This window comes from Saccharopolyspora sp. NPDC003752, assembly GCF_053605825.1.
The window spans coordinates 176,693-200,801 of record NZ_JBSGJZ010000001.1 but is presented as its reverse complement, the minus strand read 5'-3'; the positions used below and the strand labels follow the sequence as shown (position 1 = coordinate 200,801).

The 24,109-nt window shown below is 66.9% G+C and carries 21 protein-coding genes; 11 read left to right on the top strand and 10 right to left on the bottom strand.

What is annotated here, in order from left to right; translation table 11 throughout:
* Window positions 1–8 precede the first annotated feature (8 nt).
* The gene (locus tag ACWEV3_RS00950; RefSeq protein ID WP_452611899.1) at window positions 9–245 is read right to left on the bottom strand and encodes a hypothetical protein; all 237 of its coding nucleotides are present in this window, start codon (window positions 243–245) and stop codon (window positions 9–11) included.
* Window positions 246–413: 168 nt separating this feature from the next.
* On the opposite strand from ACWEV3_RS00950, the gene ACWEV3_RS00945 reads away from it, so the two are divergent.
* Both ACWEV3_RS00945 and ACWEV3_RS00940 read left to right on the top strand, forming a co-directional pair.
* Entirely contained in the window at window positions 414–3,488 is a 3,075-nt protein-coding gene (locus ACWEV3_RS00945; RefSeq protein ID WP_452611898.1) for an orotidine 5'-phosphate decarboxylase / HUMPS family protein, read from the top strand.
* Entirely contained in the window at window positions 3,485–3,976 is a 492-nt protein-coding gene (locus tag ACWEV3_RS00940; RefSeq protein WP_452611897.1) for an N-acetyltransferase family protein, read from the top strand. The genes ACWEV3_RS00945 and ACWEV3_RS00940 overlap by 4 nt, the downstream gene beginning before the upstream one ends.
* A gap of 501 nt (window positions 3,977–4,477) precedes the next feature.
* On the opposite strand, the gene ACWEV3_RS00935 is transcribed toward ACWEV3_RS00940, so the two are convergent.
* From ACWEV3_RS00935 to ACWEV3_RS00895, 9 genes are all read right to left on the bottom strand, one after another.
* The gene (locus ACWEV3_RS00935; protein WP_452611896.1) at window positions 4,478–5,335 is read right to left on the bottom strand and encodes an aminoglycoside phosphotransferase family protein; all 858 of its coding nucleotides are present in this window, start codon (window positions 5,333–5,335) and stop codon (window positions 4,478–4,480) included.
* Window positions 5,332–5,991 (bottom strand): histidine phosphatase family protein, encoded by a 660-nt coding sequence (locus ACWEV3_RS00930; RefSeq protein WP_452611895.1) that lies wholly within the window; start codon window positions 5,989–5,991, stop codon window positions 5,332–5,334. Before ACWEV3_RS00930 ends, ACWEV3_RS00935 begins: the two co-directional genes overlap by 4 nt.
* A complete protein-coding gene (locus tag ACWEV3_RS00925; RefSeq protein WP_452611894.1) occupies window positions 5,991–6,761 on the bottom strand; it encodes a phosphotransferase family protein in 771 nt (256 codons plus the stop codon). The genes ACWEV3_RS00930 and ACWEV3_RS00925 overlap by 1 nt, the downstream gene beginning before the upstream one ends.
* Window positions 6,758–7,552, bottom strand: coding sequence for a class I SAM-dependent methyltransferase (locus ACWEV3_RS00920; protein ID WP_452611893.1), 795 nt, complete (start codon window positions 7,550–7,552; stop codon window positions 6,758–6,760). Before ACWEV3_RS00920 ends, ACWEV3_RS00925 begins: the two co-directional genes overlap by 4 nt.
* A complete protein-coding gene (locus ACWEV3_RS00915) occupies window positions 7,549–8,079 on the bottom strand; it encodes a DNA topology modulation protein FlaR (RefSeq protein WP_452611892.1) in 531 nt (176 codons plus the stop codon). Before ACWEV3_RS00915 ends, ACWEV3_RS00920 begins: the two co-directional genes overlap by 4 nt.
* 51 nt (window positions 8,080–8,130) lie before the next feature.
* Window positions 8,131–9,159: a hypothetical protein gene (locus ACWEV3_RS00910; RefSeq protein ID WP_452611891.1), complete on the bottom strand. Its 1,029-nt coding sequence runs from the start codon at window positions 9,157–9,159 to the stop codon at window positions 8,131–8,133.
* The gene (locus tag ACWEV3_RS00905; protein ID WP_452611890.1) at window positions 9,156–10,871 is read right to left on the bottom strand and encodes a carbamoyltransferase family protein; all 1,716 of its coding nucleotides are present in this window, start codon (window positions 10,869–10,871) and stop codon (window positions 9,156–9,158) included. The genes ACWEV3_RS00910 and ACWEV3_RS00905 overlap by 4 nt, the downstream gene beginning before the upstream one ends.
* Window positions 10,868–11,776 (bottom strand): thymidylate synthase, encoded by a 909-nt coding sequence (locus ACWEV3_RS00900; protein ID WP_452611889.1) that lies wholly within the window; start codon window positions 11,774–11,776, stop codon window positions 10,868–10,870. The genes ACWEV3_RS00905 and ACWEV3_RS00900 overlap by 4 nt, the downstream gene beginning before the upstream one ends.
* A gap of 94 nt (window positions 11,777–11,870) precedes the next feature.
* Window positions 11,871–12,833, bottom strand: coding sequence for an NAD-dependent epimerase/dehydratase family protein (locus ACWEV3_RS00895; protein WP_452612229.1), 963 nt, complete (start codon window positions 12,831–12,833; stop codon window positions 11,871–11,873).
* 1,037 nt (window positions 12,834–13,870) lie between these two features.
* On the opposite strand from ACWEV3_RS00895, the gene ACWEV3_RS00890 reads away from it, so the two are divergent.
* The 9 genes from ACWEV3_RS00890 to ACWEV3_RS00850 all read left to right on the top strand — a co-directional run bounded on the left by ACWEV3_RS00890 (window position 13,871) and on the right by ACWEV3_RS00850 (window position 23,949).
* A complete protein-coding gene (locus ACWEV3_RS00890) occupies window positions 13,871–15,097 on the top strand; it encodes a hypothetical protein (protein ID WP_452611888.1) in 1,227 nt (408 codons plus the stop codon).
* Window positions 15,094–15,633, top strand: a complete 540-nt coding sequence (locus tag ACWEV3_RS00885) for a hypothetical protein (protein ID WP_452611887.1) — start codon at window positions 15,094–15,096, stop codon at window positions 15,631–15,633. The genes ACWEV3_RS00890 and ACWEV3_RS00885 overlap by 4 nt, the downstream gene beginning before the upstream one ends.
* Window positions 15,630–16,295 carry a hypothetical protein gene (locus ACWEV3_RS00880; protein ID WP_452611886.1) on the top strand — a complete coding sequence of 222 codons (666 nt, stop codon included), beginning with the start codon at window positions 15,630–15,632 and terminating at the stop codon, window positions 16,293–16,295. Before ACWEV3_RS00885 ends, ACWEV3_RS00880 begins: the two co-directional genes overlap by 4 nt.
* A complete protein-coding gene (locus ACWEV3_RS00875) occupies window positions 16,292–19,444 on the top strand; it encodes a chromosome segregation ATPase (protein ID WP_452611885.1) in 3,153 nt (1,050 codons plus the stop codon). The genes ACWEV3_RS00880 and ACWEV3_RS00875 overlap by 4 nt, the downstream gene beginning before the upstream one ends.
* Window positions 19,441–20,739, top strand: a complete 1,299-nt coding sequence (locus ACWEV3_RS00870; protein WP_452611884.1) for a DUF2399 domain-containing protein — start codon at window positions 19,441–19,443, stop codon at window positions 20,737–20,739. Before ACWEV3_RS00875 ends, ACWEV3_RS00870 begins: the two co-directional genes overlap by 4 nt.
* Window positions 20,740–21,442: 703 nt before the next feature.
* Window positions 21,443–22,219: a non-homologous end joining protein Ku gene (gene ku, locus ACWEV3_RS00865; RefSeq protein ID WP_452611883.1), complete on the top strand. Its 777-nt coding sequence runs from the start codon at window positions 21,443–21,445 to the stop codon at window positions 22,217–22,219.
* A 130-nt stretch (window positions 22,220–22,349) separates the two neighbouring features.
* The gene (locus ACWEV3_RS00860; protein WP_452611882.1) at window positions 22,350–23,111 is read left to right on the top strand and encodes a DddA-like double-stranded DNA deaminase toxin; all 762 of its coding nucleotides are present in this window, start codon (window positions 22,350–22,352) and stop codon (window positions 23,109–23,111) included.
* Window positions 23,108–23,533, top strand: coding sequence for an Imm1 family immunity protein (locus ACWEV3_RS00855; protein WP_452611881.1), 426 nt, complete (start codon window positions 23,108–23,110; stop codon window positions 23,531–23,533). Before ACWEV3_RS00860 ends, ACWEV3_RS00855 begins: the two co-directional genes overlap by 4 nt.
* A gap of 41 nt (window positions 23,534–23,574) precedes the next feature.
* Window positions 23,575–23,949 carry an Imm1 family immunity protein gene (locus ACWEV3_RS00850; RefSeq protein ID WP_452611880.1) on the top strand — a complete coding sequence of 125 codons (375 nt, stop codon included), beginning with the start codon at window positions 23,575–23,577 and terminating at the stop codon, window positions 23,947–23,949.
* Window positions 23,950–24,109 lie beyond the last annotated feature (160 nt).

Genomic DNA, 24,109 nt, shown 5'->3' with positions numbered 1-24,109 from the left:
GGTCGGGGTCAGCGTCGCCAGGGACGCCAGAACGGAACGGCGGCTGATACCGACGTGAGTGCGTGCTTGAACGGTCCGGGACGCAGGTCCGTATCGGGCAGTGAATCCGTGGACAGCCAGGAGAATTCCAGATGCTCTTCCCATCTCGTGATCTCCTCGGCGACCAGCGTCGCATCGAAGACGACGTTCATTTCATAATGGGTGACGCCGTTTTCTGTGTACCCGTTCTCCTGGATCTGCAGCACCGCCGTAAGTGGGCAGCCGGACCGCTTTTACCGTGCCTGCTGGGCTGGGCGGGAGGAAGAAGCTGGTGTACCGGAACTGCTCGATACTGCTCGACCTCGGCTGGTAGCCACCCCGTTACGCTGGAGTTCTGCCTGATCGCCTCGCTCGGCCACTGGGAGGACGCCTGCGTGACCCACGACATCGCATGGACGCCACGCGAGGTAAAGGCTTTACGGGAGGTCCAACACCTCAGCCAGCGTGCTTTCGCCGAGCACCTCGGGTTCGCTCACAGCACGGTGGCGAACTGGGAAAACCCCCACCGCAAAGCTCTGCATCACGAGACCCGTGAAGTGCTCAACCGCGAACTCGACGGCCTTTCCGATGAAGTCCGGGATCGTTTCGATCGTCGCCTGGGCCATGCCGCAGGCAAGCTCGACGCAGGTTCGACGGCCCGTACCGCGATGCTGCTGGATTCGCTCAGTGGTGACACCGCGTCACCACTGCTGTATCGCCCGCCTCTGGACGCCGTCGGCGGTGTCCGAGCGTTCCTCAACTCCTCCGCGCGGGTGTTGCTGCTCAAGGGCGCTGCCGGAACCGGCAAGTCGCAGCTGACCCACTACCTGGGGCGGCATTTCGCGGAGCAGGCCGACTTCCAGCTGCTGACGGCGGAGAGCTGGGATCTCACCGTTGTGGACGTCGCCGTCGAGATTCTGCGCTACGCGTCGATCCCGCGCGGAGACGACGCCCTGCTCACCCTGGAGACGAGCTGTCAATCGCTATCTCGGCCCTGCGTCGTCGTCATCGACGGGATCTCCAGCCACCACGAATTCGCTGTCATCGGACGCCAGGTCGACGCGATACTCCGGCAGGTCCCCGCGTCGTCACTGCGGTTCCTGATCACCGTCCGCACACCGCCGGTTCCCGAGACCACCGCGTACCCGCTACTGCATGCGACCCTGTTCACCGCGCCCGGCAAGACAGGCGACACGCACCGGACCGAGCTGACTCCGTGGACGTCGGCCGAGGCTCAGAACCGGTGGGACCAGGCACGCTCGGCCGAGGTTCCTGACTTCGAACGTCTTCCGGCCGGAATCCGGCATCTGGTGCGAACCCCGGTATACATGCGACTCGCGCTGGCCGCATCGCTGGAGAAAACCGGACACGACCTCAACGCCTACACCCTTCTCGACCGCTGCGTGCGTGCGATCATCGGTAGTGGCGTCTCTGACCCTCAGCCGGTCATGGCCGCACTGACGGAACTGGCATGGAGCCAGAGTCAGCTTCACATCAGGCTCAGCTCGATACCGCAGCCCGCTCACCGCACGAGCCCACCGTCGCTGCCGCCAGGTGCGGCGACCGGCATTGTGCGGACCCTGTCCCACGGACGCATCGAGTTCACCCACGATGTGCTGAGCGAATTCTTTCTCAGTACCTACATCGCTGACGTACTCCAGGACCATGGACGTTCGGTTGCGGCCGTTGCGCTCCTCAACGAACTCGCGACCCAGGCCAGTGTCTCTGGAGCAGCGCGCAGCATCTTCGAACTGATCGTCCAGCGCCTCGATGGCCGCGCGCCCGAACTACTGGAATACGTCGCCACCGCTCCGACCGCCACGACCACGACAGTGCCACTGCTGCTCGCCATGGCCGACGGCTCCCACTTCGCCACCTCCGAAGTCCTCCGCGCCGTGGCGAACCGAGCAAGCAAGGAAAGCTCGATCAGCCTGAGCCGTGCCCTGCTCGAAAGCAGGGCACTCCACCCCGCGCTCGGCCACGGACGCACCACATGGCTGCTGGCACTCCTGCGTCAGTTCGGCACCGAACTTTGGCCGGAGATCACCGGATTCATCGAGCGCACCTTCGATGTCGCCGACACCTATGCCTTGCTGGATGCAGCCGACCTGAGCGAAAGCGACGAAGCGACCTTCTTCGCACGGCACTTCTACCTGTTCTTCTCCGACACCACCAGCAACGCCATGGAAGCGTTCCTGAGCCATCCGAACTGGCGCGTCCGGGCGGCACTCGCCGAAGGAATCCGCGACGATCACGCCCCGGCGAGTGCGCCCGGATTGAACATCATGGAACAACTGGTCCGCGACGCTGACTACAAGGTGCGTGCCGCCGTCGCACCCGCCGTCACCCGCGCACCCCAACCACTCGCCGAGCGACACCTCACCACACTGTTGAACGATGACAACTGGCACGTTCGTGAATGTGCCCTCCGCGGCCTCGACCACCTCGGACCGGGACACTCGAGGCAGGAACTGGTGCACGCGGCGCTCGCGACTATCAGAGCCGACTCTGCCTGGCGCCGCTGCCCCCGCCATATCCGCCCCAGCTGGCAGCGGCTCGAAATCCTGCACATGCCCGACCTTGCCGACGTGCCCACCACACACGACGGTGACGATCATCGCGCGCTCCTGATGGTGCTGAGAGAAACCCGCACCGGCTACCTGGCCCTGCCGCCTCAGATCAGGCAAGCCGTCGTAGACCGCGCCCAGCGCAGTGGCAGCTGGCTCGTGCAGCACGAAGCCGCAGGTATCACAGCTGGTAGCGGCCACTCCGACAACGATGGCGATCCCCGCCTCAGCCGGGAACGGTTCCGCCGAACGCGGAACCACCGAGCGGTGCAGATCGCCCTCGACATGCGCGACATCAACGACGCCATCACGGTTGCGCGAGCCGCTGTCGTGGCCGGAGCCGACTACATCGAGATTGGTGACCCCCTCATCAAGGAAGTCGGTGTGGGCGGTATCGAGCAGATCAAGGCTGCCGTACCCGAAGCCACCATCGTGGCCGAAATGATGTCCGCCGACTGGGGACGCGATCAAGTCGTGCTCGCTGCCCAAGCCGGAGCAGACGTTGTCCTGCTCATCGGCCCGGCCACCATCGCCAGCGTGAGCGCCGCCGTCGAGGCCGGACAACGCCTCGGCGTGCCCATCCTGCTCGATACGCCGAACGCCACCAGCCAACGATGGGTCACCGAGATGGAACGCGCCGGAGTTGACGGGTTCACCATCACCACCAACATCGATCTCGGCATCGGCAACACCACTGCCCTCGACGCCGCACGCACGCTCCGATCCTGGACCCAGCTGCCCGTCGCCGTCAGCGGCGGCTTCAGCACAACCGACCACGCTGTATTCACCAGTCCTGACTGGGACATCCTCATCGTCGGGCGCAGTGTCGCTGACGCCGTCGACCCGGTCGGCGCCGCCGCACGCATCGTCCAACTCGCTCACCGGACCGAAAGGCAATCATGAAGATTCGGCCGCTGCACCAAGACGACATTCCCGCGATCCTGGAGCTGATGGAGCAGGGCGAGCCCTATGTCCGGGCCCGCACCGCTTCGGACTACTGGCTCTACGCCAACCTCTTCTCCACCACATGCCCCGTTGCCGACGACAACGGCCAACTCCTCGGCGCCGTGATCGCATTCCGCAGCCAAGACCACCCGGACGATCTCTACGTCCAGGACGTCATCACCAACCCCGGTCACCGCCGACGCGGTATCTCCACCGCGCTCATCACAGCGGTCCGCGATGCCGGACATCGGTTCGGGTGCCACCGGCTCTACCTGACCTCGGAACCCGATAACACCGCTGCCCACCGCACCTGGACACGCATCGGATTCACCAACATTGCCGGCGACCACACCATCAACGGCATCGAAGTCATCTCCAACTACAAAGGCCCAGGCAAACACCGTGCCGTCTACGAACTACCGCTAATCGAGGCTCCTGGCCTCTGACCAGCGTGACCGGGATCGACGGGGCCTGACATCGGGATGAGGCTGTCTGCCGGCCACTGAGGTCACAGAAGCCCGCGAAGTGCGACTTCGGCCTTGTCCACGGCTGCGGTGAGAGCGAACATGTGTGCAGTTGAGACCGTTCCCGTACCGAGCCCTGACTCGGCGAGCACGGCGTCGAGTTTCTGCCCTTGCCCACTGGTGATTGCTTCCCAGCAGCGCTTCGCTATCCGCCAGCAGGCGAGCGGAGCGGTCGCCACGTTCATCGCTGAGTACAACGTCGTCCGCCGCAGGTTACGGAGCCGCTTCTCCGGCCTCAAGGGTTGCTGCGCGATCGCTGACGCGACGGGCTCACGGCCCGCCCTTGACCTCGGCGTCTCTGGGGCCTCGCACCAGGCAGCGGCACGGGCAGAACCAGCGGCCCTGCCCGTCCCAAGGCGCGGCGCTCAACACAAGATCTCTACACGCCAGGTCTCTACGGTTCCAGGGGATTGCCAGCGGAAATCATCTGGGCGTTGGCTGGTGCAGTGGGCTGAGCAAGGCGCGGCCGTGCTGAATGAAGGCGGGGTCAGAGTTTCGGTGTCCGTACGCCAGTGTGGTGAGGCCGTCGAGGACGGTGCAGTGGGCCAGTACTGCGGCATCGGATTCGTTGAGTGGCCCATATCCGGCGAAGAAGGCGGCTTTCAGGTCGGGGCGCTGGGCGAAGTGGCGGGTGGTCATGCGGACGAGGTCTCGTGCCGCGAGGTCGATGCGTGCGTGTTCGAAGTCGATGAGCCGGAGTCCTTGGCCGGGATGCCAGAGCAGGTTGCGGGGCTGGAAATCAAGGTGGCATGCGGTCACGCGTGCTGTGGTGATCTTCATGAGTCGCTGCATGTGGTGCCGGATGCGCTGGGTGTCGTGGCGGGTGAGATGCAGCGTGGTGCGAGCGATCCAGTGTTCGGCACGCTCAGCAAGGTAGGACGTGATCTGTGGGGCGTGGCCGGTGACGGGGATCTGGTGCAGGCGGCGGAGAAGGTGCCCGGCTTGGCGGAATGCGGCGCGTTCGGCTTCTTGGGGAAGGTCGAGTTCGTCCAGTGGCCGACCGGGGACTGCGGTGATCACGATCCCGGGCAGGTCCGGATCGACGGCCAGGAGCCGGGGCGCGGCGTCGGCGAGGTGCGGGGTCCATTCGCGGTAGGCGCTCACCTCGCGTTGGTGGAGCGTGCGGGATCGGTGGATCTTGCCGATGAGGCTTGTTTCGGTGCTGCGTATCCGCACGACTGTGCCGGTGGCATGCGTCTGCGGTGGTGAGGTGATGTCGGCCGGGTCGTAGCCGGCGGAGCGTGCGAGGGCGCGCAGACGCTCAAGGTTCTGGTCGTTCATCCGGTCGCGGTTTCCGCTGCGGTAGCGGCGAGGTGCTGAGTGTCGTTGTGGGCGGCCAGCATCCACACGGTGTGGCCGAAGCGGTTGCGGTGTTGCTGCCAGCGGGTCAGGCTCGCGTGGCTGGTGACGATGCCGGGTTGTTCGGCTTCTGAGTGCGGGAGGCCGAGAAGGAATGCGAAGCTGGCTTCGATGGTCTCGCCGTGGGCGGCGATGAGGATGCGCTGGCCCTCATGGCGGTGGGTGAGGCTGGCCAGGATTCGGCTGGTGCGGTCGAGGTAGGTGTTCCAAGCTTCGGCGTCTTCGGCGATCGGCTGGTGCGGATAGCGCTGGGGGCGGCCACCGAAGCGGGTTTTGATACTGGTCCAGTCGCAGCCGTCGGCCGCGCCGTGGTCGAGTCCCCGTAGTTCGTCGTCGGTGCGGATGGTGAGGTTCAGTGCGTGGGCCAGTGCGGCGGCGGTGTCTTGGGTGCGCTGGCGGGGGCTGGTGTAGAGCGCGTCGAAGGCGGGTTCGCCCGTGAGACGGGTGGCCAGGCGGGCGACTTGCTCGCGGCCGTGGTCGGTGAGCCCGGTGCAGGTGCGGGGGCCTCCGACGAGTCCGGCGACGTTGCAGGCGGCTTCGCCGTGGCGTGCAAGGACCAGTTCGGTGGTGACGGGCATCAGCGGCTCCGTTCGGTAGGTGTGCTGGTCACGTGGTGCGCGGGCCAGGGGCGTACGGCCGACCACGGATGGTGGTAGCCGTGGCGGCCGAGGTAGCGGCGAGTCAGGAGGTCGTGAAACTCCGCCCAGACAGCGATTTCGGTGTGGGAGCAGGGTTCGCCGAGTTCGTGGGTGTAGGCGGCCACCGCGTCATCGGCGGCGCTGCGGGGGAGCCGGCCGTAGGTCATCCCGGTGGTGACCAGGAGTTTGGCCAGGTCATAGCCGGCGGGCGCCAGCGTCAGGGAGTCGAAGTCCACCAGGACGGGACCGCGGTCGGGGGTGATGAGGAAGTTACGGGGGTTGGAGTCTTTGTAGATCGCGGCAGGGAGCAGCGCGGCGTGGTCTAGCCATGCGTCGATGTCCTGATGATCCAGTGGCGAGTCCGGGGTCTGATCGCGTTGATGGTGCAGCCGCTTGCGGCGGGGTCCGGCGAACGGGGCGAGCCACAGCTCACCAGGGGTGATGTAGCGGGAGTTGACCTGCGCCCGGTCTATTCCTGCCCGGCGGGCGGCGTGGTGCAGACGCCCCAGTACAGCGGCGACAGCAGGGAGATCGTCGAGTTCGGCGGCCCGTCCGGTGACGTGGGCGAAGCCCAGGGTCGTGTCGGTCCCGCTGATCATTTCCGGGTACTCGATCCCGGCGTTGAGGCCGGTCAGCCATCGGTAGTGCTCGCGCGCGGTGTCCGCAGCGTGGGCGTCGCGGTAGGTCTTGATGAATCGCCGGGTGGTCATCGCCGCTCCGCCAGGACGTAAGTAACTCTCGAGGTCGCGGTCACCCCGGACTGGCCGACAAGGGGATGAAGTGCGGTAGCGATGGCTTGTTCGTCCGCGGCGAGGTCGTATTTCGGGGTGGTGGTCAAATAGCGCGCCGCGTGCGCGGCATCGCGGAAGCGGAACACATGCTGGTGGTTGACCGTCTTGCGCACGGCGAGGTGGTGTGTCGTGATGTGCTCGGCGTTGCCGCTGTGGAACGTCTCGTACAAGCTGGGCCGGCGCGTGGCGTGTGGGTCGAGTCCTGCTGCGGTGACGAGCTCGTCGAGTTCGCGGTAGCTGTCGGCGGACTTGGTGACCAGCACTGCCTGGCCACCAGGTCGCAGGCAGCGGGCGAACTCAGCGATGACCCGCTGAGGCTGGGGTGCGTGGTAGAGGCAGAACGCCGCCACCACAACGTCCACGCTGGCTTCGGCCAGGGGCAGTGCGTGAAAGTCAGCACGTAAGAACCGCGCACGGGCCTGCTGTGGAAGGCGTCGGCGGGCGTCGACCAGCAACGCGTGGGAGAGGTCGATGCCGGCCAGAAGCACGGGGTTCCACCGCTGGGCCAAGTGCGCGGTGGTGGAACCGCGGCCGCAGCCAACGTCGACCACGGTTGCACGGGCTCGCTCGGGGTCGGGTAGTTCGCTGATGACTTCGGGCACCGGTCGGCCCTGGATTTTGGCGCCATGCAGCGCGCCAGTGCGCCTGGCCAGCCGCTGGCTCGTGCCGTACAGCTCCTGCTGCCCACTCAGGAACGGGTTAGCGCTCATGCGCGCGCCGAGTCGGAGTGTCCGCCGTTGCTGGGCACCGAGCGCAGGAACCGGCGCATCTCGCGGCGGGAGCGCAGGGTGATCGCCGTGCCGCGGGCATGCTCGGCGATCAGGGTTTCGACCTTCGGACGCATCGTGCGCCGGTAGCCGAGGATGTACTTGATGAATCCCCAGGTGATCCGGCCACGCAGGTGACGCGACAGTTCGTCGTCGCCGCGGTGCTGGAGGCGGCGCTGCAGGATGCCCCATAGACATGTCAGCGCGGGGAGATCGAGGAAGATCACGGTGTCGGCGGCGGTAAGCCGGATCGGCATGGTGCTGGCGTAGTTGCCATCAATAATCCACCCTGGCCGGGCTACCAACGTGCGTTGCCTGTCGGAGAAGGCCTCCTGGCCCAGGGGTTTCCAGTCGGCGTCGTAGAACACCGTGTCCAGGTGCGTCACCGGCAGCCCGAGTCGCTGGCTGAGTTGGCGCGCCAGTTCGGATTTGCCGCTGCCGCCGCACCCGCAGATCATGATCTTGCGCATGGTCCTCCGTTCCGGTTGGTCGGGCTCTCTGCCCGGTGTTTACCGTGGCGGTCACGGCGGTGTCCGTCGGGACTGGCTCAGCAGCGTGTCGATCACGTCCAGCTGGTGGTGTAGCCGGAAGATCTTCAGGTGGTGCAGGCACTCGGCCAGGAGATCGGCGCGCCGAGATGTCCCGGTGAGGCGCAGTTCGCTGATCAGCTCGGTGGCGTGCTGGCCGCTGGTGATGTGCAGGTCGGCGGGCACGTAGCGTTCGCCCCCGCGGATGGTGGCCGGGGCTAGCGGCAGGCATCCGGCGAGGACGGCTTCAAACAGCCGCTGGGTCATGTGGCCGTTGGCGGCGTAGCGCGGCGGCAACAGCAGCACCGTCGCCAACGCGTCGCGATACATCGGGTCCACCGCGGTGAACGGGATCCGGCCGATGAAATGCACGTGCGGCCACCGGTCGGTGTCTGTCCATTTCCCGGCGACCTGGTGGTGGTGCTCGGCGGCGGCTGGCGCGAAGTAGGTGTCGAACGCCTCGTCACGGCCGTACTGGTTACCGATATACAACAGCGGCCATGGCCTCCGGCCTCGCGCGAGTTCGGAGGGGTCAACCGTGTCCAGCGCGTCGTCGGCGACCGGGAACAGCAGGCTGTGTGCCCCCGGACTCGGGTACAGCGCTGGCTCACACACCCGTACCGCGGAATGGCCGCGTAACGGGTCGTCGGCGGAGAGTTGCTGGTCTTTATCCCAGAGCAGGGTCGGCAGACCGTGCTGCGTGTAATGCTCGACCAGCTGCTGTTGCCGGTGCAGGTCGCAGGTGTGCCCGGGTGCGCCGCATGGGGTGGTGTTGCGGCCCGCGATGGGCCAGCGCCACTCCAGAAACAGCGCGTCGATCTCGGGGAACCCGGTGTCCCAGCGGTAGGTCTGCCGCAGGTCGGTACCGGCTTCGGTGAGGTCGCGGTTGGTTTGCAGGAACACGATGTCGTGCCCGGCCTCGCGCAGTCCGTCGATGAGGGTGCGGCGGTGGCTGCGCCCGCCGTCTGGGGTGTCGGTGATCCCGGCGCCGAGGAATCCCCAGAAGCTGTAGCCGATCTTCACTGGCGCACCACCCACCAGTCCTCCAGGAGCAGCGCATCGATTCCGGATTCAGCCAAGCAGTCCAGCGCCATCTCCGGGGTGCCGCAGATGGGTTTGCCTTTGACGTTCAGCGAGGTGTTGATCAGCACCGGGGTGCCGGTGAGTGCGGCGAACTCGGTGAGCACCTCGGTCAGGAACTGGTTCTGGGCCGCATCGACAGTTTGCGCACGAGCGGTGCCGTTGGCATGCACGATGCTGGGGATCCGCTCCCGCGCCAAGTCGGTGACGGGGTGCGCTCGTGACATGAACGGCGAGGGTGCGTCGAGGCGGACGTAGTCGGATGCCTTGTCGGCGAGGATGACCGGCGCGAACGGCCGGAACGGCTCGCGGTATTTCACGGTGCTGTTGAGCCGGTCGACGACCGACGAATCCAGCGGTGAGGCCAGGATGGACCGGTGGCCCAGTGCCCGGGGACCGGCTTCGAGTGCTCCGGTGAATACCCCGATGATGCGGCCGGCGGCGAGTTGTTCGGCGAGGTAGCGGGCTCGGTGGTGCAGCCGTCGGGCGCGGGCGCCGGGCCGTGGCGTGGTGGGCAGAGTGAGGCCGCCGAAGGCTGGGCCGAGGTAGCAGGCGTTTCCGGCTCCGGTGGCCATGTGCCCGCTGTGGTGGTGCCAGGAAGCCAGCGCGGCCCCGATGGCGGTGCCGGAATCACCGGGTGCGGGCGGGACGGTCACGGCCTCGAAGATTCCAGCGTCGGCGATTCGGCCGATGCTCACGCAGTTCATCGCCACACCTCCGCCGACGCACAGCGTGGAGGCTCCGGTGGCCTGCCGCGCCCGCCGGGCCAGGCGCAGCATGATCTGCTCCGTGCGCTCCTGCAGAGCCGCAGCCAGATCCTGGTGCACGTCGGTCACCGGCTCGTCACTGTGCCGAGGTGGACAGGTGCGGGCGATGAATTCCGGAGTCAGCCGCTGCGCGCGCCCGGAGAGCACTCGCAGCGCGATCAGCCGCGGGTCGACGGTGAACCCGCGGCTGGTCATGCGCACCGCGTCGGCGAGCAGCGGCCGGAACCGGGTCGGGTCGCCCAGTGCGGCCAGAGCCATGACGGTGCCTTCCTCATCACCACGGCGCCATCCCAGGTGCTCGGTCACCGCGCCGTAGACGTATCCCAGCGAGGCAGGGTCGGTGAGCGCCTCACGCTGCCGGAAGACCAGCCGACCGTCGGAGTGGTGTGCGGAGGCGATCGTGGTGGTCTCGGTCTCGCCGAGGCTGTCGACGATGAGCACGGCCGCGTCGTCGGCACCGGATGCGGCGAAGGCGTACAGCCCGTGGGCACGGTGATGCGGAATCGCCCGCACCCCGGCGCGAGGGAACCATGCGCGCAACTCGCCCAGCCGGGCGTGGGTGCGGGCGGCGACCTTGACGAACGACCGCGACCGCGCCATCGCCCGACGAGGGTCGCGGACCAGTCGCGCCGGGGCCGGGAGCGCGGCGGGCAGGTAGCGGACCGGCACGAAGTTGTAGGCGACCTCATCGACATCGGCGACGCTCAAGCCCTGCTCGCCCAGCAGCCACTGCACCGCGTGCCGGGGAAACGAACGGTCGTGTTTGACGCCGGAAAGCCGTTCTTCCTCAACAAAACCCACCAGGTGCCCGTCGATCAGCAGCGCGGCGGCCGAGTCGTGCGTGAACGCGCACAGCCCCAGCACCACGCTCGGAACCGATCGGCTCATGCCAGCCTCTCGCGTGCGTTGGGTGTGGCCGGTGCGGACGCGATCCGGTGCGGCTCGGATTCCAGCAGCTCGTACCACCGGCGCAGCGCGGCCGACAGCAGCTGATCCGAGCTGGTCAGCAGCGCTCGGGCATTGTCGCGATCACCGGCCTTCCAGCGGCGGTAGCTGGCCAGCACGATCGCGAAGTCATCCCAACCAGCGTGGCCCACGAGTTCCCCTGCGGTGATCTGGGCCAGCAGCGTGTCGAAGTCCTCCCACGGCACCCGCAGATCCAGCTGCGCCCCGGCCTCGGCCTGGCCGTCGACGGGCTGGATGTCGAGTGCTTCGGCCAAGGTCAGGTGGTCGTCATAGAGGTGCAGCGAGTCGACCAGGTGGTGATACTCGCCGAGGTCGACGTCCAGCCATCCAGCCAGCAGCTCCTGCAGCAAGGTCGTGGTGAAGATGTCGTAGGGAAAACCCAGCCACGTGTCCTGGCTGCGCATCGTGGTGAACATGACCAGCCGCCCGGACCGGATGTAGAAGCGATAGCCCAAGGTGCACGGCACATCGCGGTGGCCGGAGAAATCACGAGCGGGGTTGAACAGCTGGATCACCGCCTGCCGCGACTGGTCGTCCTCTTCCAGCACCCGCCGCACCGTGTCCAGCTGATCCCGTCCCTGCCAGTTCCGAAGCCGTGGCCCGTAGGCTCCCTGCAGGCGGCCGTGGTCTGTGAAACGGCGCAGCCGCTTGTTGAAGTCGAAGATCCACGGCTCGTCGGATCCGGACAGGATCCAGACCGCCTCGGCGGCCGCGAACGCGGCGTTGATCACCCTTGCCGGGGCCGCATCAACGAACCGGTACCGCGGCCGCGTCAAGTGCAGGTGCGTGCCGAGAAGTTCAGTGGTGGCCAATCCACGGGGCGCCACCGCTGAACCGTGCGTACGAAGGCAACGGCAGGCCACGGTGAACAGTTCGGTGGCCGAGCCTGCTGACAATGTGTGCACTGATCAGGTCCTTTCGTCAGGAAGCGGCTTCGGCGCGCCCGGCTTCGGAGTTGAGCCACTGCCAGTGCCGGGTCATGCCCTCGACCAGATTCACCCGCGGTTGCCACCCCAGCTCCTCACGAGCGCGGGTCGGGTCAGCCAAGGTGGCGGGCACATCACCGTCCCGGGCGGCGACGGGGCGGGTTGGGATGCGGGTACCTGTGATGTCTTCGGCGATGCGCACAACATCAACGACGCTGGCCGCTCGGCCGCCGCCGATGTTGAACACGCCCGCTACCGGGGCGGTGGCGGCCGTGAGCGTGGCCGCCACCGCATCGTCGACGAAGGTGAAGTCGCGTCGCTGGTCGCCCGCACCGAACAACCGCACGGGCGGGCCCCCCATTGCAGCCGAGAGCACCCGACCGATCAGCATGTCCGGACGCTGGCGCGGCCCGTACACGGTGAAGTAGCGCAGCGCCGACACTCTTGTCGCCGAGTCGCTTCGCCGCGCGTATGCCAGGCACAGCGTTTCGGCGGCCAGCTTGCTCACCCCGTACGGCGACAACGGCGCCGTCGCAGCGGTCTCCGGTGACGCGGCACCACCGGTCCGGCCGTACACGCTCGATGAGGACGCGAGCACCACTCGCGGGACCTTCAACCGCACGGCCGCTTCCATCAGACGCTGGGTCGCCATGATGTTGCTTTCGGCGTACTCCGCGAACCCCGGCCCCCACGAGGGCCGAACCCCCGGCACACCGGCCAGGTGAAACACCACGTCGGCGCCCAACACCAGCGATTCCGCCGCGCAGTGGGCCAGATCAGCCGGGACGAACACGAAGTTCGGCGCCGCCCGGACAGCCTCTACGTTCGCCGCGGCAGCGACATCGCGGTCCGGATCTCGCCGGTCAACGCCGATCACCAGCACCCCGGCATCGACCAACCGTTCCACGAGATGCCCACCGATAAACCCAGCAGCACCGGTAACTACCACCCGCCGCATCGGATTCGTACCGCCACATGCATCGTGGATGGCGCTACGCGTGGCGCTTGAGCCGGCCATGAGCACTGTCGACATGGGATACCTCGATGTCATCTGGTTCGGATCGGTTCAATAACCAGGAACAGCGGACGCGCTGGCGGCTCAGGCCTGCCCAATGGGGAACCTGAGCCAGGCCACGGCTGACACAGCATCGCCAGCGGATTCGATCGCAAGTGCTCCGCCACGCAGCAGCGGCACGCGGGTGCGCCAACTATCGGGTTCGACTCGCCGGCCTTGCGATCGCACAGCGAGCGTGCGGTGACGCTCACCGGGCTCGCGTTCGTGCACGATCCCGAGGTGATCAGTCCATACATCGGCGCACTGGTCGATTCAGCTGTGGTCACCCACCCTCGCCCAGCGCGGATAAGCAAATCTGAACCCCTGTGACCAGCTACAACGCTCTACCTTTGTGCCTGGCTGTAGCTTCGGAGCCCTGGTCCGAATAGTGGCGTGCCCCGCCCGACCCCGAGCAGTCCTTAGCACTGAGATACAGGCGTCGTGAAACTGCGGGAATGATGCCAGCGGTGCACGAGGTCAGGCTTTGGGGCTCGATGGTCCGCGGCATCGGTACTCCTGAATGAAAAGCGCCGCCATCGGGTGGGCGGCAGTCCGCACTTACGGTGCCCCCTGGTCGGAACGGGAGGAAGGAGGGCGTGTACTGGAAATGCTCGATAGTGCTCGATCCCAGCCAGTTACGCGGTAACACCAGGCCGCGAGCTGCACGTCTACGGCAGGGTCGGACACAGGGCTGGGTACTCGAATTCCCGACCGAAGACAGACGTTGCTCTATTTGGATGAATTATGTCTGGTATTGATCGCCCATATGGCGCATTTTGGCGCCATGAACTACTGCTCGGGCATCTGTTCTCTTCTTGGGTTTGTCGGGAAGTCTTTCTACAGTCGGTCGTCAGCATCAAATGCGCGCACGACCGGTAGTCATTGTTGTAGGGCGGAGAAGAAGGAATGCGTGTGACTGTGCGGAACCCGAGGGGGTGGCGTTGAGCGAGCCGGCGGAGCTGACGCTGGATGATGTTTCTGGTGAGGCCGCAGTGCTTCGGGTGTATCGGCAGGTGTTCGCGGTACTCGCGCGGGAGGCCGGCGCGATGATCGTGGACCCGTCGACCCTCGACGTCGACGAAGCGATCTTGGACGCTTTCGCCGACGCCGGGAGTGACGGGCTGACCGTGGAACACGCGGTCGCCGCGTGCCGGCGGTGGGAGGCGCAGACGGTGACGCGCCGGTTCGAGGTGCTGCGTACCTACGGCGCGATCAGCCGGGTGAACGACCGCCCGAATGAGCGACACCACCGGGCGGCGTCGGCTCCGTATGTGATGTTGCTGTTCCTGCGGCGGATGGCTGCCCGGGGCGGGCAGTCGGAGCTGCACCAGTTGCTCAGTCTGGAGCAGCTGAACGTCAAGAGTGCTAACGCTACGGCCGATACCGGTTTGGACTCGGTGCGGCGGCTCACGAAGATGTTCCGGCTGATGGGTAATGAGCTGGCCATCCTAGTTGCGAGCAGCACCGCCGAGACCCTCGGCGATAACGCTCAGCTGCTGTGGGGCAATGAGTCCCTGATTGGCCAGGCCAAAGACGTGCACGCCGTCGTCTTGCGCCGGTGGTCCGAACTTGACCGTTACTGCGCCGAGTTGCGCACCGCGCTTGCCGCGTATGCCGATGCGGTCGATGCGGCGGCGGTCCGCTTGCTCGCGCAGGCCGGCACGACCAGGGGGTTGGGGCTGTTGCCGGTGGAGACGTGGCGCACCTTCGCCCGTGACTCCGGGCCCGACATGCTGGCGGCCGTACTTGACGAGTTCGTCTTCGACGCGCCTGCCCCGTGGTTCTCGCCGCACGCCTTGCTCGATGCGGTGGAGTCCGGGCGTCAGGTCAGCACCACTCGGGTGCCGCCTCCACGCCCGGATGACACCGAAACCCCACCTGATCCGGACATAGGTGTTGTCGATGACATCGAGGAGCTCAAGACGCTTGCCGAGCGGCTTCTTGGCGGAGAGGACTTGGTGAGCGTGACCGAGGTCGTCGACGACGCCGGCGACTGGATGACGGCGCGCCGGGTCCTCGCCGGTGTCACCGCGATCCACCACCATCCGGATCTGGACTACGAGCTCGTGTGGCAGGACGGGCTACGCATCGACACCGAAAACAGTCCATCGTGGACCTCCCATGGGCATTTCCGCCGGACCCGGACGGTGCAGGGAGGGCAGGCGTGAACGACACCGCATTGTGGTGGGCACGAGTGCGCGCCGCCGGCCCACAACGTGTCGACCCGAGCAGCGCCTTCCCGTCGGGCATGGTCCGGCTCGTGGAACCCGGTGTCAGTGCGGTGTGGCTGCTCCCGGAGCTCCCCGAGGGCGCGCGCCCCGGTGCCCCGGAGGAACTGGGCATTCCAATGGCGGCCGTCGAGCAGCCCAACGACACCGCCCGCGTGCTGGCCGCGTGCGTGCGCTGCTGCTGGCGCGAACCAGCCGGGCCGGTGTGGCCAGGAGCCACGGCCTCCAGAGACGACGTGATCTCGGTCTTCGCGCAGATCACCAACCGGGACGACACCACCGCTCACCGGGCAGTGATCGGGGCCCTCCGGCGCCTGGCCGCCGCCGGGTGGCTGCTGTGGGGCGAACCGGCCCGGACAATACGGCTCGGACCGCGCGTCGCGTCCTGGAACACGGTGGAACTGAGCGCATTACGCGAACTGTGGCGCATGCTGCCGCCCGCCACAGCCGGACAGGAGGCCGACGAACCACGATGACCACCGACGGGCCGCACCCGCTATTCGATCCCCTCCTGGCCGAGCTGAGCGAGCAACACCGCGACGAGGTCCTCGCCGCGTTCGCCGCCGTCGAATACGGCGCCAACCCGGTGCCGGAAGCGCAGATGCTGGCGCTGCGTGATGCGACACTGCGCCGCACCCTGCAGGACTTGCTACACCAGATCGGACGGACCCTGGTCGCCGTGGGCACGGCATGGACCTCGGGTTACCGCGACGACATCGCCGACGAGCTCACCGCGGCGGGATGGAATGCGCTTGCGGTCACCGACCGCGCCGTCCTGGTGCTGGTGCTGATCCACTCGGTGGCGATCCCACGCAGTCAAGGCGTCATCAGCGGCGACACCTGGACCTCGGCCCAGCCGACGCCGGCGGAGGAGCTGCTGCGCTACACCCGGCTCGGCAAAGGCGACGTCCGGGGCGCTCTCCAGCGGTTGCGTGCAGCCGGGCTCGTGCAGCTCGCACCGACCCGCGGTCGCGGCTCGGCCGGTGGAACCGCTTACCTGCCTGGCCCCCAGTTGCACCGGCTCACACCCGTGGCGCGCCGCAGGCTGCAGGAGGAGCTGATCCTCGCCGCGGCGCCCGAGAGCCCTCTGGCAGCGACGATCCGAACCCGCCGCGCCCATTTCCGAGGAGAACAGTGACGACGCCCAACACCTGGTCCACGACGGGCAGCGACTCCGGCCCATTCGACATCGTCGGCGAGCGCGTCCTCGCGGGCGTGCAAATGGTCAACATCTCCCGCTTGTCGACCCACCCCATCCCAGTCGTTCCCCAAGGGCTGATCACCGTCGCCGGCCAGGGCCCGAAAGATTCCAACGGCGCCGGGAAATCCTCGCTGATCGCCGCGATCAGCCTGCTGCACGCCGACGAGCAATGGCGGCTGACCACCGGCGCTAGTGGTGCCGCCGAGCTGCTGTTCACCGCCGAACTCGCCGCTCAGGAAGGCCGCTGGTCCAACGTCGACTGGGGATATGTGATCGGCGTGTTCACCGACCCCCGCGCGGCCACCTTCGATGAACTGTCGGCCAGCGCCCTGAGCGTGTGGTTGCGGATCAACCGCAAAGCCTCCCACCTGCATCTGCGGTGGAGGGAAGGACTCCATGTCCCCTACGGCACAACCGAATCCGAACGTGCCGCCCGCGTCGACGAGCTCTGGGATGCCCTGCCCACCAGCAACGGGCGCACCGATTTCCACGCCAACCGGCTTGCCACGGTCCTCTACGGCGGGCATGTGCGATGCGTGTCGTTCCTGTCGACCTCGGTGCGCTCCAGCCCGGCAGCCAACCTGCTCGCACAACCCCTCAACGACCTGGACCCCCGCAGGATCTTCGACGCCATCGCCACCCTCACCGGGCTCGACCGCGAACTCGAACACGAACAACGACTCAGGTCCGCCGAACACACCCACCGCAGGCAGGTCAGCGACGCTGAAGAAGACCTGAAGCAATGGGAAGACGACATGGCGCTGGTCGAGGACGGCATCGCCAAACGCGATCAGGCACGCCACCTGCTCGGCGCCGCTGAGGCGGCCTGGCATGGCCGCTGTGCCCGTCATCTTGTCGACGGCGTCGCCCGAGCCAACGACATCGGCGTCGAGCTCGAAGAACTCAACACCGGCGCCGGACAGCTGCGCTCCCAGCTGGAGAAGGTGGAAAGGGACCTTGCCGCGCTGAAAGACGATGCGGAGTTCGAGCGCCGATTCCAGGACGCGGAGAACCGCTGGAATCAACTCAGCGAACGCGACCGGCAACTGGACACCGACATGCGGGTCACCACCCAGGAACTGGACGGTCTGACCAGCAAACACCGAGACTTCGTGGCGAAAGCACGGGCCGCCGACGGCCGCACCCTTACCCAGGCCCAGCAAGAAGAAACCGGCGCCCACACCGCCGTCGAGCACGCGCTCACGGCCCTGGGCGTCGCTGAGGACGCCGAGAAACAAGCACGCTCCCGGCTGAAAGCAGCCGAATCCGGCGACGACCTCGCCGCACATGAGCTGGCCATCCTCCGCGACGACGACATCCCCTCCGCCGCGCTCCTGGACATCATCCAGCTCACCACCAGCCAGCGACGCAGCTGGGAACCCCGCCTCGCGCCCTACCGAGGCGCCGTCGTCGTCACCCGCGCCCACGCCATGCGCGCCCAGCAGAAACTCGTGAACCGACCGGGCACGATGCTGGTCATCGCCGACTCGCCTCCAGAACAGGCACCCGCCGTAGACGCCGGTGGCCCCACGTGCGCCGATCCACGCTTCGACCTCACCGCCTTCCTGACCGCGATCGCCGATCGGGCCGGGGACACCTCCGACGTCGTCGACGCGACGGCAGGGGTGATCGTGCTCGGCGACTTCCGTGAACCGATCACCGGACGAGCCGCCCGCATCGACGCCGCCCGCACCGAACACCAGGAGAAAGCCGACCTCCTCACCCAAGCCGAGGAAGCCCTCACCACAGCACGCCGCACGCTGGAACGCGCACGAGAACGCACCAACGCAGCCCAAGCCGGCGAACAGGCACACGACATCGAACAGGCCATCTCCGAAAAGCGGGAAGTCAACGCTGACCGGGAGGAACGCCGCAACAGGCTGAAGCCGCTGCTGGATGCCGCGTATGCCGCCTACACCACAGCGCTCGGCGACCGGACATCACGCGACATGCTGATCGGGAATCTGACTGGCGAAAAAGGCAGACTCAACCGCCAGTTGACCGGAAACGCGGAAAGTACAACCGCGCTCACCGACGAGCGACTCGCCCTGGACTTGCCCAATCGGCAGGCGGCCTGGGGCGACTCGCCTCAGGCCGCGGAAACGTACCTGCTGTCTCTCGACGCCGAGCAGCAACAGCGCACCACGCCGTCCTGGAACGAAGAAGCCGGCCACCAGGTCAACGAAGTCGTGCGCCGCTGCTTCCCCGACGGCACGCCACCTGAACAGATGCCATCGGAGATCCGGGAACTGCTCATCGGACAACGCTGGTACCGCGGCGGCCTGGATACACGGATCCGTTTGGTGCCAAGCCTGATCCGCGCGCTACGCACCCACCTCGCCCTATTCGAGAAGCAGGACAGCTACGAACGGCAGCAGATCGCCACCCAGCGCATCCAGCGCACCGGCGACCTCGAGGCCGCACGCGGGGGACTGGCGGAAGCCGAGCAGACCTCGCGGGCACACCGCGCCTCGCTCGCCCAGGGAATCAAAGCGAAACTGAAGAAAGTCAGCGACGAATTCGACCGCCTCGACCAGAAGTACGGCGGATACGGCGCCGGACTGGACTACCCCGAACCCGAGCCACCCTCCGAACCCGACCGGCCCTGGCGGTGGACCGTCACACCGAAGTGGCGGCGCGACGAAGGCAAACGCATGGCCGGCTACAACCTCCGGGGCAACACCGCCCAAATGGACGAAAAAGCCGTCAAACTCGTCTGCGCCGCCGCCCTCGCCGGCGGAGGAGAACGGCCCTTGCTGCTCATCCTCGACGAACTCGGCCGCAACCTCGGCAAACAACATCGCCGCGAAGCCGTCGCTCTCTTCGAACAAATCGGGGCCGACCGCAACATCACCGTCATCGGTGCCCTGCAGGACGACATGGAGCGCTACGCCATCGAAGCATCGGGCCTCTACATCAAACTACGCCGACGCTCCGACAGCATGGCCTACAACGAGGCACCCGTCATCGTCGGAGACGACACCCACCACGCCCGCGTCGAACTCCTCCGCGAATGGCTTGCCTCCTACCGGCCCAACAACACCCCGACCGACATCGACGACGAATCCGGTGAGAACGTGGCGTGACCGAAACCCCACAGCCCAAAGGCGAATTCCCCCTGCCCGGCCACCCCGGCGTGCCCGACGGTCTTCGCGCCTACGCCCAGCCCACCCGTTCCGACGGGACCTTCGATCACGACCGCGCCGGCCGCCCCAAAGTACGGCGAGTGCACCTACGCGCCCATCCCACCGCCCCGCCACACCGACCAGAGGGGCTTGTCAGCGACACGGACTGGAACTGGGCCACCAGCGCACCCCGCCGCAGGAACACCATCACCAGCAGATTCGGCGACCGAACCGACGACATTGCCTTCGCGCTGGCCCGCGCTGGATGCATCGCAGTCGAACATGACTACCGCAACGGCGCCATCCAGCAACCTCCCCGACGATGGATCCCACACCCCGCTCTCACCGACCACCACGCCACCGGCAAACAAACCCGGCAAGCCACACGACACACACTGCGGGAACGCGCCGGTGAACTGCATGACGCGCTGATCGGCGAATGGCCCGGCGCAGCCGCAGCCCTGGCTGCACACGTGACCGAGACCCGGCTGGTGTGGTTGGTCCGCGCCGCCGAAGACCTCCTCGCTGAACGGAGCTACGACGGGCCTCGCGCGTTCGTCCAGCACCACGCCAACAACACCAAAGCCCGCGAAGACCTGCCCCGCCTCCTCGCCGATGCCGGATTCGAATCCGAAGCCCTGGTTCTGCTCGGCGTCAACCGCAACCCTTACATCGGTGTCGGCGGCCCAATCCGAGCCCACCACGACGGACGCACCCTCGACTGGACAGGCTGGCCTGGCCCACACGACATCAGGCTCCCCGCCCACCGAACCGTCAGCCTCGAAGTCACCCCAGGCACCCGTGTTCTCGCAGTCATCGAAAACCGGCAAGCAGCCGAAACCATCTGCGACACCCACCCCGACACCGCCGTGATCTGGTGCCACGGCCAACCACCAGACCCACTCCTCGACCTGATCAACCAAGCCGCCAACAGCGTCAACACCGTCCTGATCTGCCCCGACGCCGACCTCGGTGGCATCCGCATCGCCACCCGCATCCACGACTGCCTCCCACCCGACACACACCGCGTCATCGTCGACATCGGCAGCAGCGAACACGATCCAGGAGACCCCTTCAGCGCCGCGACGCGAAACCACATCGCAAAAACCGCACAACGCCACGACACGGTAGGAGAATTCGCAACCCACTGCCTCGCGCGCGGATATGCGATTGAACAAGAAGCCCCCGCCCGCGCCGCACTCCAAACCCTCCTTGAGCCCCCGGAACCCGGCAATCGCGTTGAGAGCGCCTGCTAGCTCACGCGTATGCCGGGATGCGGGGATGGAGCAGAGGTGACCGGTCCCGGGCCAACCCGCCGTGTGTTTCTGGCGAGCCCTGCCCTCGCCCACCGCGGCGGGGCTGTCAAGCCCCGCCGGTCGCCCGCTACCCGTGGGCGAAACCTTGGAGGTGGGATGAATACGCGCGCGAGCAGCCGCGGATCTTCCGCTTTCCGCGCGTTGCGACCCTTGGAGGTGGGATCAGTTACGAGCGAGAACCCGGTGGCCCTGCGTCAGCTGACGCAGTTGCGACACCGGAGGCTAAGCACCGGTTTCCGGGCCTCCCGCCGCCGGGCGCACGCCGTAAGAGCGCTACGGCCCTCGATCGACCTGGAGAGGCGCGCTGCTTCGCATCAATTTGAACCGGCACAAGCCACCGAGGCGGCAGTCCCTCTCCCTCGCATTGATGGTGACGCGTCCCGGTGACCGGGGCGGAGGCGTGTTCGTCGTTGGTGATCGGCCCGCGAGCGCCGGGGCTCGTGACGTTGTGCCCTGCCACGCATGCGAGGGGTGTTTCAGGATCAGCTGTGCCGGGAAGCCGGCGCTGGCTTGCCCGGGGCGGAAGGGCCCAGCTCAACCGCAGGAAGCGCTACCCATGGGTCCGTCAGTCCAAGGCCATCGACGACGACCCGTCCCGGGCAAGCCCTCGATTACAGCCGGAACGTCTGAAGGTTGTGGGGCATTGGTCGCAGTCTGGACGGGAGCGATCACCTTCGGGCTGGTCACCATCCCGTGCACTCTTCACCGAGCAACCCGGGACCGCTCGGTGACCTTCCACCAGGTCCATACCTGCGGCGGGCGTATCCGCTACCGGAAGTTCTGCGAGCGCGAAAGCCGCGAAGTTCCACCCGCGGAGATCTCCAGCGCCTACGACTACGCCGGCCGCCTGGTCGAGCTGACCGACGAAGACTTCGACAACCTCCCGCTCACCAGCGCCCGCCGGCTGCAAGTCCAACAGTTCGTACCGATCAAGCAGGTTGATCCAGTGGCCGTGGGCCGCGCCTACTACGTCCACCCCGAGCAGCTGGCCGAACGCGCCTACGCCCTGCTGCGCGACGTGCTCGCTGAGACCTCTCGCGCAGCGCTCGGCACCGTCTCGTTGCGCGGACGTGAGCGCCTGACGATGCTGCGCCCGGAAGGCAGCTTGTTGGTTGCGCACCTGTTGTACTGGCCGGACGAGATCAACCCCGCTTCGGACCACGTGCCCCCGGCAGGGGCTGCGCCGCAGCCCGCCGAGCGGCAGATGGCCCGGACGCTGGTCGAGGCGATGTCGGGTGATCTCCACCCGGAGCAGTGGCGGGACCGCTACCGGGACGCCATCGAAGCGCGGATCGCAGACAAGCTGGCCGGCCGCCCGTCGGAGGCTGAGGCGGTCGCGGAGCCGGTGTCGGACCTCGAAGCAGCGCTACGGAAATCGATCCACGAAGCTCGCACAGGACGGAAGCGCCCCACGTCGTAGGACTAGTGCCCCACGCCGCCACCCTCGTCAGGTTCGGCAGGCTATTCGGGTGATCCGCGCTCGTCTTAATCGGTGACGCCTGCTCGCGGAGCAGGGGTTCTGTCAGGGGGCGCGCTGAATATCAGCCAGTGTGGGCGACGACGTGGCGGCGGTAGCGGCGAAGGTTCGCGAGGCGATGGCAAAGCTGCCGCCGGAGGCGTTTCAGGTGGCCGGCGAGTGCATCGACGAGGCGGGCACCGGGCTGCATCCACTCGCTCTGGAGACCAACGACGGCGAGTTGGCCGCGGTGATCGCCGCGTTGGGTGATGCGCGGGAGGAAATCGACCGGGCATGGCAGATCTGCCGGAAGGTACGTGATGCCTGCGCGGAGTATCTCAAGAGCATTGGTGCAGCGGAGCCCAGCGCTCCAGCTACCAGCGCAGGGGCTGCCGGTGGCCGGGCACGGCACGTCACAGCGAAGGACGGGTCCCAGTACCCGCCGGAGGCCGGGGCGGTGGTCGATGTCCTACCCCGTCGTGTCCGGGAGGGGAAGGCCAGGGAGAAGACAGTCGGCTTCGTCGACGGCTTGGTGACTAGTAGTTTCGTCTCGGGTATCGATCAGACCTGGACGCCGGCGGTTCTTGCTCGTGCTCGCGAAGTGGGGATCTCTCGTCATTTTGCGAGGTTCGTCAGCAGCCACGTCGAGATGAAGGTGGCCGCGATGATGACGCAGACCGGCAAGCAACACAGCGAGCTGGTGATCAACCATGTTCCGTGTGGTTCGCAGCCGACGCAGCCGCCCGGGTGTGATCAAGTGATTGAACGATTTTTGCCAAAGGGGTTTACGTTGACGGTTCACGGCACCACCCAGGCCGGCAGGCCGTTCTCCAAGACCTACAGGGGGCATGCATGAGCGATTCGGGGGCCGACGTTCTCAACTACGGGCAAGTTCTGCTCACGCCGGCCATGGACATCGAGGAGATTATCCGCGGCCTCGCCGAACACGATCAAGAGCGCCAAGGTCCTGAAGCTGGCCTGACCTGGTTTTTTAAGCACGAGCCGGGCGAGGACACGCCCACTTTGACCCTCGGTGTACGCGGCACGACCGGAGCGCTCATGTGGTTCGACGCCACGTCCGGCCTCGTGCCCGCTGAGGGCACGAATACTGAGCACGTCGATTACTTCACCATGGACGGCCATTTGATGGTGATGTCTCCTGGTGCCGAGGTTCCCATCGCGCGGGTTCAGGAGGCACTGCGCGAGTTCGCCCACACCAGGCAACGGCCGACCTGCGTCACCTGGGCACCTGACCCTGATCTGGACGGAATCTGGTGAACATCGGGGTCTCGTTCAGGACATACCCGACTGGTGAGGTCGTGGTCAACGTCGACTCGACTGCGTCGGTGCACCCACTAGTGGAGCGACTGGCCGGCGGTGAGGCCGGGTCCTCGGCGATTACGCATCACGACCGGCCGCTGCGGAACGGCAACCCTGATCACGAGTTCGTCGTGGCGTTCCGGGACTCCGAGCACGCGGCCATGAGCTACTTCGACCGGGACACCTCGCTGCACTACAGCCAGGGCGAGGACCTCGGCGACGACTGGGGCGACGAGAACATCGAGCCGCCGGCGAACGCGTGGGTGCCGCGGAACGCGGTCGAGGATGCCCTTGCCGAGTTCCTGCGGACCGGGCAGCGCCCCCCCCGGGCCGTGCAGTGGCAGGCCGACCCGGACCCGATGCTGGGAACGTGAAAACCTGCCAGCTCGCGCCGGTTCGGTGCAGGCTGTCAGCTTGCTCCGGGAGTGCTCGGTGGTGGACGGTGTTCCAGCTGACCATGCTCCGGCTGGAGATAATTCCCGAGATTGCACAGGCTCTTGCGTGTGCGGTTGTGGATAACTCTGTGGATAAAAG